At 39.1% G+C, this 12199-nt stretch carries 12 protein-coding genes; all 12 read right to left on the bottom strand.

Annotated features, from left to right (window positions below; genetic code table 11):
• Positions 1-17 precede the first annotated feature (17 nt).
• Positions 18-1019: an ABC transporter ATP-binding protein gene (locus ACSKT4_RS13175; RefSeq protein ID WP_465823553.1), complete on the bottom strand. Its 1002-nt coding sequence runs from the start codon at positions 1017-1019 to the stop codon at positions 18-20.
• Between the two features lie 8 nt (positions 1020-1027).
• On the bottom strand, positions 1028-1978 hold the full coding sequence (locus ACSKT4_RS13170) for an ABC transporter permease (protein ID WP_186868342.1): 951 nt from the start codon (positions 1976-1978) through the stop codon (positions 1028-1030).
• A gap of 1 nt (position 1979) precedes the next feature.
• On the bottom strand, positions 1980-2912 hold the full coding sequence (locus ACSKT4_RS13165) for an ABC transporter permease subunit (RefSeq protein ID WP_186868341.1): 933 nt from the start codon (positions 2910-2912) through the stop codon (positions 1980-1982).
• A gap of 101 nt (positions 2913-3013) precedes the next feature.
• Entirely contained in the window at positions 3014-3817 is an 804-nt protein-coding gene (locus tag ACSKT4_RS13160; RefSeq protein ID WP_465823622.1) for a serine hydrolase, read from the bottom strand.
• Between the two features lie 21 nt (positions 3818-3838).
• A complete protein-coding gene (locus ACSKT4_RS13155) occupies positions 3839-4663 on the bottom strand; it encodes a M55 family metallopeptidase (protein WP_186868339.1) in 825 nt (274 codons plus the stop codon).
• Positions 4664-4996: 333 nt separating this feature from the next.
• Positions 4997-6307: a UDP-N-acetylglucosamine 1-carboxyvinyltransferase gene (gene murA, locus ACSKT4_RS13150; protein WP_186868338.1), complete on the bottom strand. Its 1311-nt coding sequence runs from the start codon at positions 6305-6307 to the stop codon at positions 4997-4999.
• Between the two features lie 34 nt (positions 6308-6341).
• Positions 6342-7055 (bottom strand): YwmB family TATA-box binding protein, encoded by a 714-nt coding sequence (locus ACSKT4_RS13145; RefSeq protein ID WP_211741130.1) that lies wholly within the window; start codon positions 7053-7055, stop codon positions 6342-6344.
• 99 nt (positions 7056-7154) lie between these two features.
• A complete protein-coding gene (locus ACSKT4_RS13140) occupies positions 7155-7385 on the bottom strand; it encodes a DUF1146 family protein (protein WP_211741210.1) in 231 nt (76 codons plus the stop codon).
• A gap of 455 nt (positions 7386-7840) precedes the next feature.
• Positions 7841-8239, bottom strand: coding sequence for a F0F1 ATP synthase subunit epsilon (locus ACSKT4_RS13135; protein WP_186868336.1), 399 nt, complete (start codon positions 8237-8239; stop codon positions 7841-7843).
• A 51-nt stretch (positions 8240-8290) separates the two neighbouring features.
• The gene (gene atpD / locus ACSKT4_RS13130; protein WP_186868335.1) at positions 8291-9694 is read right to left on the bottom strand and encodes a F0F1 ATP synthase subunit beta; all 1404 of its coding nucleotides are present in this window, start codon (positions 9692-9694) and stop codon (positions 8291-8293) included.
• 31 nt (positions 9695-9725) lie between these two features.
• On the bottom strand, positions 9726-10580 hold the full coding sequence (gene atpG / locus ACSKT4_RS13125) for an ATP synthase F1 subunit gamma (protein ID WP_186868334.1): 855 nt from the start codon (positions 10578-10580) through the stop codon (positions 9726-9728).
• A 101-nt stretch (positions 10581-10681) separates the two neighbouring features.
• The gene (atpA, locus tag ACSKT4_RS13120) at positions 10682-12193 is read right to left on the bottom strand and encodes a F0F1 ATP synthase subunit alpha (RefSeq protein WP_339213149.1); all 1512 of its coding nucleotides are present in this window, start codon (positions 12191-12193) and stop codon (positions 10682-10684) included.
• Positions 12194-12199 lie beyond the last annotated feature (6 nt).

Below are 12199 nucleotides of genomic sequence, written 5' to 3'. Positions count from 1 at the left end.
TTTATCCCCCTTATTCATTAGTTTGTGACCATATTGGCCAGTAATTTTTTTGCCCGTTCATCCTGCAACCAGCAATCCACAGTGTGTGAATCACTAATGGTAGTAGATTCCGGGTAAACTTTATTACACACCTCCATCGCAAAAGGACATCTTGCAGTAAACGGACATCCTTTTGGAGGTGAGAATAAATCTGGTGGTGTCCCATCGATTGGCTTTAGTTTCCCTTTCATATCCAAGCGAGGCACGGAGTTTAATAAGCCTTTCGTGTACGGATGCTCAGGGGTATAGAAAATATCCCGTTTTGTCCCTGTTTCGATAATCTTCCCTGCATACATCACAGCAATGCGGTCAGCAATTTTGGCAACGACCCCTAAATCATGTGTAATCAGGATAATTGAGACACCTGTAACCTCTTGAATCTTTTCAAATAACTCTAAAATCTGGGCCTGAATCGTTACATCCAGAGCGGTTGTTGGTTCATCTGCAATTAATAGTTCAGGCTCACATATTAGCGCTATCGCAATGACAATGCGTTGTCTCATTCCACCACTAAATTGGTGTGGATACTGTTTCATTCGCTCCACTGGATTAGGTATACCAACTAGTTCCATCATCTCCAGAGCGCGTTTTTTGGCTTCGTTATCGGATAGTTTCCGATGTTGCTTCAAACCTTCTGTAAGCTGCGTCCCTATCGTTAAAGTAGGATTCAGCGCCGTCATTGGGTCCTGGAATATCATAGAAATATCTACACCGCGAACAGTACGCATTTGTTTCTCCGAAATTTTAGTTAAATCTTTCCCTTTGAATTTGATTTCTCCAGCCGTAATTTTACCGGGAGGATTGGGAATAAGTCGCATTATCGCATTGGATGTAACGCTTTTCCCACAACCAGACTCTCCAACGATTGCTAATGTTTCGCCTTTATTTAAATGGAAGTCCACACCTCTTACCGCTTGAACGGTACCTCCATAGGTTGTGAAGGTAACATGTAAGTTTTTTACTTCTAGAATTTTTTCCATCACTACACCTACTTCCTTAATTTCGGATCCAGCGCATCCTGTAATCCATCCCCTAGAACGTTAAAGGCAAACATCGTAAAGGATATAAAAAATGCTGGGAAGAATAATGTCCACCAATTACCAGATAGTATGGCACCAAGTGAATCATTGGCCATCACACCCCAGCTCGCGTTTGGTGACGAAATACCTAGTCCAATAAAGCTTAAGAATGCCTCTGCAAAAATTGCCGATGGTACAGTTAAGGTCATTTGCACAATAATTGGGCCCATCGAATTCGGTAATAAGTTCTTTCGGATAATCCGAGGTGTTTTCGTCCCAAATGATTTGGAAGCAAGGACGTATTCATAGTTTTTAATCTGCATGACCTGTCCCCGGACAATCCTCGCCATGCCGACCCATCCCGTGACGGTCAAGGCGATAATAATGGTTGATAAACTTGGGCCTAACACCACTAGTAACAAAATAACAACTAGTAAATATGGAATCCCATATAAAATCTCAATAATACGCATCATGAAATTATCTGTACGTCCACCCTTATAGCCGGATATTCCTCCCCAGATAATACCGATAGTAACGTCAATAAGTGCCGCCATAAACCCGACAAAAAGGGAAATTCTCGCTCCATGCCATGTTCGAGTAAATACATCTCTACCAGCACCATCTGTTCCAAACCAATGCTCTAGAGAAGGTGGCTGATATTGTTTGGATAATACTTGTGTATTGGCATCATATGGTGAGAGAATCGGTCCGAAAATAGCCATCAGGATTAATAGAATTAAAAATACTAAACCCGCCATCGCTAAATAGTTCTTCTTCAATCTTCGCCATGCATCCTGCCAATAGGAAAGTGATGGCCTTGCCACAATTTCTTGTTCACTCTTGTTCTTTTCCCGCCATGTAAACCATTCATCTGGTACATTATCTCTTGAGAATTGGGGATTTTGATTTGCCTTCATATTATTCCCCTTCCTTCTTGCTAACTTTAATTCTTGGATCTAATATTCCATAAGCGATATCTACTAGGAATAGCATAATAATTAAAAAGGCACTATAAAATACTGTCGTTCCCATAATGACAGGAAAATCTCGGTGATTGATACTCTCTACAAAGTATTTACCCATCCCTGGTATTGCAAAAATTTGCTCGATAACAAAGGATCCAGTCATAATACCTGCGACTAAGGTTCCCATTATCGTAATAACCGGCATCAACGCATTACGAAGTGCGTGCTTGAAGATAATTTTCCATGGTGGTAATCCTTTTGCACGTGCCATTTTTATATAATCCTGTGTCAGGACCTCGAGCATTGTTGATCTAGTTAACCTGGCAATGATTGCCATTGGCCCTGTCGCAAGTGCTATTACGGGAAGGACCATATGCATTGGGCTTTTCCAAGTCGCAACAGGAAACCATTCCAAATTAACCGCTAATTGTTGAATGAGTAGCGTTGCTAATATAAAGTTTGGTACTGATATTCCAAGTACTGCAATCCCCATCGCTAAATAATCAATGACACCATTATGTCGTAGTGCAGCAAGAATTCCTAATATAATTCCAGAAATAACCGCAACAATAATGGTAACAATCCCTAATTCAGCAGATATCGGAAACCCTCTTCCTAATAAATCATTTACCGTCTGATTCGGTTGTTTAATTGATGGACCAAAGTCTAATGTTACAATTGACTTCAAGTAGAGAAGATATTGTATATGATATGGCTTATCAAGATTGTAATGTCTCTCTAAGTTTTGTTGGACAATCTCATTGGAATTCCCTTCACTGTTAAAGGGGGACCCAGGGACTGAGATCATTAGGATGAATGTTAAGGTTATAATGATCCAAAGTGTTATGACCATGATGAATAATCGCTTTAAAATATATTTCAGCACTGCCTCCAACTCCTGTATCGATACGCTCAAATAAGCGCAGATAATGTAGATAAGCTTCTAAAAATAAGCTATGATAACTTGACTCTCTTTATGAGATAATCCTAATTTTCTTGTTTAAGATAGTGATAGATTTCCAGACCAACTCTGCCAATCAGTTCTGGTGACTCTAGCTCATCCAAGCCACTCGTTAATATGGAAGCAATAAATGTACGCTTCTCCACATAAAAAATGCCTATATCATGACGAATTCCCAATACATTGCCTGTTTTATTAGCGAGCTCCCATTCTGGTAAAGCACCAATCACCGTATCGTCTGCTTTTGGTATTTTTACTGGTAACGAATCTCGAATTTGTTGTTTCTTCATAATTTCTATCATGTGCTCACAAGCATAAACGGAAATAATCTTTCCTGTTACTAGCTTTCTCAACATATCTGTCATTTCTTGTGCTGTTATCGTATTTCTACCTTCACGATCTACTTCCATCGTCATCATCTTATGATAAAACTTACTCTTCTCTAACCCGATAGCTTCCATCGTTTCCTGGATATACTTCGTACCTAATAAGTCAATCAGGATATTCGTTGCCGTATTATCACTCTGGATGATCATCAGAGTGATTAAATCATAGATGCTAAATTTAGTCCCAGGGGTCAAGTACTGTAATACACCACTACCACCAACAATATCTTCCCGTTTTAACTCCATTTGATCACCAAGCTTAATCTCGCCTTGTTGGCTTCGAGCAAAAGCAGCGATCATGATTGGTACTTTAATCACACTCGCAGAATAAAAATGTTCCTGCTCATTTATCCCCCATGACTCATTCCGATCTAAGTCGAATAATGATATCCCCCATTTGCCTCCAGCTTGTACTGTAATTTCACGTATTCGATCCGTAAGCACTTTCAATACTGTTCGCCCCTATTATGCATATTGTGTATAGTAAGCAAGCTCAATCATGACGAGTAGAGCTCGATAAGCTTCCAAAATATCTTTAGCCTGATATGTTACGATTGTGGTTCCAGGAATAATTTCCGTTCCCGGCATCATATGCGCCAATTCTGCGGCACCATAATTGACAAATTCTATTTTTAGGACTGGATTGTCCGGCGGAAGTAATGGTTTAACTTGATGACGATTTTCAATTGCTTGTTTAACCTTTCCTTGTAATAGTTCCCCTGCTTTTTTCGGTGTGAGGCTCTTCGTAGCAGATCTGGAAACCGCTTCCTTCACAACCGCTGTCGTTATATTAGGAATTAGTTCTTCTGCTTCTTTTGCCGTTTCATCATCCCCTGACACCAAAAGCACCGGTACACCATGGTATCCTGCAACCATCGCATTCATTCCAATTTCTCCAAGCTGCGTATCGTTAATATAGAAATTCCGTACCATATGTATCATCGAGTGTGACATTACCCCTGGCATACCTGCTCTTGTATGGTAGCCAATAAACATTGCCCCACTAAAACTATCATCCAAACCATGCACCATGGAATAGGTCTTAATTCCACCTGTAATCAACTCTGCTTCTGGATGAAGCTGATCAATTAATATATTATTCATTTTCATATGACTATCATTAACTAGCACTTCGGCGCATCCAGATTGAAATGCAGCATCGACCACATAATTCGTTTCATCGGTCATGATTTTGCGAGCACGTTCATAATTATGCATGGAAGCGCTAACAAATGTGTAATCTGGTAAACCTGTAATACCTTCCATATCTACTGATAGATAAAGTTTCATACTAAGTCCCCTTTAGATGTTTTTATTAAATTATATGATTGGATTTGATATAGATGATTGGATAATGGAGTAGTGTCAAATAACAATAGGAAAATAACGAGCTTTGGGAGGAGAAGTCATCATGTAGTAGTGACAAAACTCGACATTTTCCCTTAAGTAAGTTAGGTTAATATGATAATATTTTACCTTTTTTATCATTAAATTGCAAGATAATTTATAATATTTATCATTATTTCAATTAATGGAATATATTGGTTTTAGTAGGGGGGTAAAGAAATAAAAAAGTGAAGCACAAAGTCAAAGTGCTCCACTCTATTAATCTCTTGTATTTTATTAAGATAACTCTGCTACATAATTAATTTCGTATGGTTTTACGATATCTCCGTTTTCATCCACACGTTCAATATCTGCTCCAAGGTTTGCTAATTTCCCAGCAAAGTTTACATATCCACGATCTAAATGCTTCAGTTCTGTAACTCTTGTTAAACCATTTGCACGAAGTCCAGCAAGAATTAATGCAGCTGCTGCACGAAGATCGGTTGCAGCTACTTCTGCACCTTGAAGTTCTGATGGTCCGTCGATAATAACATTACGTCCCTCAATTTTCATTTTCGCATTCATGCGGCGGAATTCTTCCACATGCATGAAACGATTTTCAAATACAGTTTCTGTAATCACACTTGTACCATGGGCACAAAGCATTAACGCCATCATTTGTGATTGCATATCTGTTGGGAAACCAGGATGTGGTAACGTTTTAATATCTGTTGCTTTTAATACATCTGGACCGATAACACGGATGCCATTCTCTTCTTCAAAGATGGTTACACCCATTTCCTCTAGTTTAGAAATCAACGGTCTTAAATGCTCACTAACGGCATTTTCAATTAATACATTTCCACCAGTAATTGCTGCTGCAATCATGAATGTACCCGCTTCAATACGGTCTGGTATAATAGAATGAACCGTGCCATGTAATTTCTCTACGCCATCGATTCGAATGGTTTCCGTACCTGCACCAACAACTCGCGCACCCATCTTATTTAAGAAATTAGCCAAATCAACAATTTCTGGTTCTTTTGCAGCGTTTTCAATGAAGGTTCTTCCTTCCGCTAATGTCGCTGCCATCATAATATTTTCGGTAGCACCTACACTAGGTACATCAAGATATATCTTAGCACCTTGTAACCTACCGTCAACTTCTACTTCTACAAAGCCATTCCCAACATGAACTTTAGCACCCATTGCTTCAAAGCCTTTAAGGTGTAAATCAATCGGTCGTGAGCCAATTGCACATCCACCAGGCATGGCAACATTTGCATGGCCATAACGTGCTAATAATGGACCCAAAACAAGAACGGAGGCACGCATTTTTCGAACATACTCAAATGGCGCTTCCGTCTTTAATTCCTTTGAAGCATCAATCAACACTTTATTATCTTCAAATTGAACATCAGCATTCATATTTCGTAACACTTCATTAATTGTATAAACATCAGCTAGAGCTGGGACATCATGAACAACGCTAGTTCCCTCACTAGCAAGAATACTCGCAGCAATTACAGGTAGAACGGCATTTTTCGCACCCTCTACATGAACATTACCATTCAATTGCTGTCCGCCTCTTACGATGATTTTATCCATATTCCAAATCTCCTTCAGATCCAATTTCCCTATATTAATATTCATTTATTAGGATAGGTGTTCCAATCGTGTATTGGACATCACCATTGCCAAGTATCTCTGTAACAATTTGTACATTTACTGGCGTATCCTGAATGGTAATTTTTCGTCCCCAAAACGAGGTATACCCATATATATATTCTGCATTTTTCGTCGATTTTATCGTGTCATATTGTTCCTTTACATGTTGCAAATTGAACTTTTCAATAAAAAAATCCGCAATATAACCATTTTCCATTATATCATCTGCCATAGTAGTCATACAAGAGAATATTTTAATATCATCTGTAAAATGTTTCTTTGTTAATACCGACAATAATTGCATATAAGAAGATTGAATATCCTCATTCCAATCAGTTCCATTAATTGTTATCACTAATTCTGATTCATAATGCTTGTCTTTGGGGAAAATTACACTATAATTTACGTTTACATTACTATTTTTTTGAGTGTTTGTTGCTAAATAGATAGTACTGTTTTCATTTTCTTGTTTTGTGATGGAATGGCTAGTACTTAGCTCTTGTATAAGTGCTTCTAATCTTTCCACTCTAAGATGTTCTTTTAATGTTACTTGCCACTCCTTAATTGCTAAATTATTCTCTAACATAAAATCAGCAATATCTATTAACTCGTATTGTTCTTTTTCAACCGCTAAGGCTGTATTAGCATAAAATAATACAATTAGACATATAACTAAAGCTTTTTTCATAAGTAAATCCCCCTTGTTCAACTTACCATCAGTATGAACAAGAGAGAGACATTACATACATCGTTTTTAATAGTTTAATAGATTGTAGTACCTCCTATTTTAAAGAAGATAAGAAAGATCTAGTGACCACTGTAAAAACTCTAAGAAGAACCTACTCACACCAGTACCAATCACAATAGTAAGGAATAGAATTAAAATTCTTGCTTCCATCCCTCTGCCTTTGCGAATTAAAGGCTCAAAATTAATAGTCTGGATGAGTCGCCATGTAATGTATATGAAAATGATATGCGAGATAATACTCATCATCGCAATTTGTCCAATTGACAACATAATAACCACCTTTAGCGTTAGTTTCACTCTATTAGAAGATGCCATGTATTTCTTATAATGTCAACTGAATTGAAGTCGCTTTGCTTCTTCGACAATATAGAATGTTTCAGTCAATATTTTTTGCATTTCCCGGGAAATATCGACAAATATGCTGAACATTGTTTCAATTTTGTTTGGATATAGTTAGAGAAGTTTTTGATCAAAAAATTTAGGTTGGAGTTGAATAGTAATATAAGGTTTTTTCATACCATTTTCGAACTTAAGGAAAACATTAACTAGATTACAACGCTAATTTAGTTTTCAGTTAGGGTAACCAGGCAGGTGATATGGGGATTCCTATTACCAATATAGGTCACTGACAACATGTAAGCAGTATCCATGGTTTATGTCAAAGTGATATCTTAGCTAATATCAAAAACCCCCACTCTAGTAGTAGGGGTTTTTTTTCATACATATTATCTTTGAGCAACGTCCAATCGGTTCGCTGCTCTTCTGAGTGCTAATTCTGCCCTTACTCGATCGATATGATCTTCTTTTGATTGAAGACGGCGTTCTGCACGTTCTTTTGCTGCTTGAGCACGTGCAACATCAATATCTTGAGGTTTCTCTGCAGATTGAGCAAGAATTGTTACTTTATCTGGACGAACCTCTAAAAATCCACCGTTAATAGCTAGCTTGTCTTCACCTGAATCACGCTTAAGGCGAACGCCTGAGATTGCAAGTGGAGCAACCAATGGAATATGCCCTGGTAAAATACCGAGTTCACCATTTTCTGCTTTACAGCTAACCATTTCATACGTATCTTCTAAAACAGGGCCATCAGGAGTAACAACACTCACAGTTAGTGTTTTCAATGTAACCCCTCCTAGAGACTTGCGGGGGATAATCCCCCTTTAGCCTACATATTATTCCATGCTTTTCGCTTTTTCTACTACTTCTTCAATACGACCAACTAGACGGAATGCATCCTCAGGTAGATCATCATATTTACCTTCTAAAATCTCTTTAAATCCTTTTACAGTTTCTTTTACTGGTACATACGATCCTGGTTGACCAGTAAACTGTTCTGCAACGTGGAAGTTCTGAGATAAGAAGAACTGGATACGACGTGCACGAGCAACCGTTAATTTATCATCATCTGATAATTCATCCATACCTAGGATAGCGATGATATCTTGTAGTTCACGGTACTTTTGCAGTGTAGCCTGTACTTCACGTGCAACTTCGTAATGCTCTTGGCCAACAATTTCAGGGTCAAGTGCACGAGATGTTGATGCAAGTGGATCCACCGCAGGATAGATACCTTGCTCAGAAAGTTTACGATCAAGGTTTGTTGTTGCATCTAAGTGAGCGAATGTTGTAGCTGGAGCCGGGTCAGTATAGTCATCGGCTGGTACGTAAATCGCTTGGATTGATGTAACAGAACCTTTATTAGTAGATGTAATACGTTCTTGTAATTGTCCCATTTCTGTAGCAAGTGTTGGTTGGTAACCAACGGCAGATGGCATACGACCAAGTAAGGCTGATACCTCTGAACCTGCTTGTGTGAAACGGAAGATATTATCGATGAATAATAGTACGTCTGCACCTTGTTCATCACGGAAGTATTCTGCCATTGTAAGACCAGTTAACGCAACACGCATACGTGCACCTGGTGGTTCGTTCATTTGTCCGAATACCATGGCAGTCTTCGCGATAACGCCAGAGTCTTTCATTTCATAGTAAAGGTCGTTTCCTTCACGAGTACGCTCTCCTACACCTGCGAATACGGAGATACCACCATGCTCTTGAGCGATGTTGTTGATTAATTCCTGGATTAATACGGTTTTACCTACACCGGCACCACCGAATAAACCGATCTTACCACCTTTAATATATGGTGCTAATAAGTCAACTACCTTGATTCCTGTTTCAAGAATCTCTGTTTCAGTAGATAGTTCTTCAAATTTAGGAGCAGGACGGTGAATCGGATCTAAACGAATTCCTTCTGGAAGATCTGGATCCAAGTCAATTTTATCTCCTAATACGTTAAATACACGTCCTAATGTTACTTCACCAACTGGTACAGAAATCGGTCTACCTAAGTTCTCGACTTCCATTCCACGTTTAAGACCATCTGTTGATGCCATCGCAATGGTACGAACAGAATTGTCACCTAGATGAAGAGCAACTTCTAGTGTTAACGTTCCACCACCATTTGCTTCATCAAGTTGGACTGTTAATGCGTTATAAATTTCAGGAAGCTTGTCGTCATCAAATCTTACGTCAACGACTGGTCCCATTACTTGAGTAACGTGTCCTTTGCTCATCGATTTCCCTCCTAACTTACTTTCCTTAAGACTATTCTAGGGCGCTTGCTCCACCAATAATCTCGGTAATTTCCTGTGTGATTGCTGCTTGGCGAGCACGGTTGTAAGACAAGGATAAATCATCGATTAAATCAGATGCGTTATCACTTGCACTACGCATTGCCGTCATACGTGCAGCATGTTCACTTGCTTTTGCATCCAGTAATGCACCATAGATTAGACTTTCAGCGTACTGTGGTAAGAGCACTGCTAAAATTTCTTCTTCACCTGGTTCATATTCGTACTGGCTGCTAGATCCAGCAGTATTCATATTTTCAATTGGCAATAGTTGATTCGTTGTAACAACTTGAGATATTGCACTTACATAATGGTTATAGATAATCACTAACTTATCAATTTCTTCATCACTGTACATTTGTACGGTTTCAGAAGCAATCTCTTTAATGAATGCAAATGACGGCTGATCTGGAAGACCAATAATACTTTTAGCCATTGGAAGATTGCGCTTCTTACAGAAGTCAACTGCCATTCGTCCGATTGCAATAATCGTATATTCATCGGAAGATTTGTGATTTTGTTGAATCGTATTGTTTAAATTACGTAAAATGTTCGCATTATACGCACCTGCTAAACCGCTATCCGCAGTGATGGCGATATAACCCGTCTTTTTCACTTCGCGTGTTTGTAGCATCGGATGAGTTGCATCGGTATTTTTAGCAATGTTTGCTACAACCTCTTGCATCTTTTCACTATAAGGAACAAATTTCTTCGCATTTTGCTCTGCTTTGTTCATTTTAGCTGCCGATACCATTTCCATCGCTTTTGTGATTTTTTTCATTTTCGTAGTTGAATCAATACGCTTTTTAATATCTCTAAGTGATGCCAAGCTCTTTCACCACCCTTTCGTAGGCAGAGTGCAGGAGGTAAAAAGCTTAAACGTTTCGGTAAACCCCTAAGCTTTTTACTCATCACTCTTAAAGGTATTTATTAATTGTCAGATGTGATAAATGTCTTTTTAAATGCTTCAATTGCACTGTTTAAATCTTCTGTTTCTGGTAGGTTACCAGTGTCGCGAATTGTAGCAAGTAACTCTGGTTTATTAGAATCTAACCACACATTGAATTCAGACTCAAAACGAGTAATATCTTCAACTGGGATATCATCTAAGAAGCCTTTTGTTAGTGCGTAGATAATCATGACTTGATATTCTACTTTAAGTGGCTTATGTAAGCCCTGTTTTAATACTTCTACTGTACGTGCACCACGGTTAAGCTTTGCTTGTGTTGCCTTATCAAGGTCAGAACCGAACTGTGCAAATGCTTCTAGTTCACGGAATGAAGCTAAGTCAAGACGTAATGTACCTGCTACGCTCTTCATTGCCTTGATTTGTGCGGAAGTACCAACACGTGATACAGAAAGACCTGGGTTAATCGCTGGACGTACTCCAGAGAAGAATAGGTCAGATTGTAAGAAAATTTGTCCATCTGTGATGGAGATTACGTTTGTTGGAATGTATGCAGAGATATCGCCTGCTTGTGTTTCAACAAATGGAAGTGCAGTTAGTGAACCAGCACCAAGTGCGTCACTAAGTTTCGCTGCACGCTCTAGTAAACGTGAGTGTAAGTAGAATACATCCCCTGGGAATGCTTCACGACCTGGAGGACGACGAAGTAATAGGGAAAGCTCACGATATGCTGATGCTTGTTTAGATAAGTCATCATATACAACAAGTACATGCTTACCATTGTACATGAATTCTTCACCCATTGTTACACCTGCATATGGTGCTAGGTATAATAATGGAGCTGGGTCAGATGCACCTGCAGCTACAACAATTGTGTAGTCTAATGCACCATAACGGCGGAATGTTTCCACTGTTCCACGAACAGTTGATTCTTTTTGACCAATGGCAACATAGATACAGATCATGTCTTGGTCTTTTTGGTTAAGGATCGTGTCAACTGCAACAGTTGTTTTACCAGTTTGACGGTCCCCAATGATAAGCTCACGTTGTCCACGTCCGATTGGTACTAATGCATCAATCGCCTTAATACCAGTTTGTAATGGCTCATGAACGGATTTACGATCCATTACCCCTGGAGCAGGAGATTCGATTGGACGAGTTTTCGTCGTTTCGATTGGTTTACCACCATCAATGGCTTGCCCTAATGGGTTAACAACACGACCAATTAGCTCCTCACCAACTGGTACTTGCATGATACGTCCTGTGCGACGAACTTCATCGCCTTCTTTAATTTCTGTGTAAGGGCCTAGGATAACGATACCGACGTTAGACTCTTCTAAGTTCTGAGCCATACCCATTACACCATTCGAGAATTCAACAAGCTCTCCAGACATGACATTGTCAAGACCGTGAGCACGTGCGATACCGTCACCAATTTCAATAACTGTTCCGACATCACTTACTTCAATATCTGAATCGAAATTTTCGATTTGCTGTTTTATCAGTTTACTGATTTCTTCAGCTTTGATGCTCATACCATT

Source organism: Ornithinibacillus liuyingii, assembly GCF_055550225.1.
This window is presented reverse-complemented; position numbering and strand designations above follow the sequence as displayed.

What these genes read in the sequence shown, in the direction of transcription:
- ACSKT4_RS13155 (WP_186868339.1), bottom strand. Translation starts at nt 4,663, where the DNA reads ATGAAACTTTATCTATCAGTAGATATGGAAGGTATTACAGGTTTACCA.
- ACSKT4_RS13140 (WP_211741210.1), bottom strand. Translation starts at nt 7,385, where the DNA reads ATGTTGTCAATTGGACAAATTGCGATGATGAGTATTATCTCGCATATC.
- atpA (WP_339213149.1), bottom strand. Translation starts at nt 12,193, where the DNA reads ATGAGCATCAAAGCTGAAGAAATCAGTAAACTGATAAAACAGCAAATC.
- ACSKT4_RS13170 (WP_186868342.1), bottom strand. Translation starts at nt 1,978, where the DNA reads ATGAAGGCAAATCAAAATCCCCAATTCTCAAGAGATAATGTACCAGAT.
- murA (WP_186868338.1), bottom strand. Translation starts at nt 6,307, where the DNA reads ATGGATAAAATCATCGTAAGAGGCGGACAGCAATTGAATGGTAATGTT.
- ACSKT4_RS13145 (WP_211741130.1), bottom strand. Translation starts at nt 7,055, where the DNA reads ATGAAAAAAGCTTTAGTTATATGTCTAATTGTATTATTTTATGCTAAT.
- atpD (WP_186868335.1), bottom strand. Translation starts at nt 9,694, where the DNA reads ATGAGCAAAGGACACGTTACTCAAGTAATGGGACCAGTCGTTGACGTA.
- ACSKT4_RS13175 (WP_465823553.1), bottom strand. Translation starts at nt 1,019, where the DNA reads ATGGAAAAAATTCTAGAAGTAAAAAACTTACATGTTACCTTCACAACC.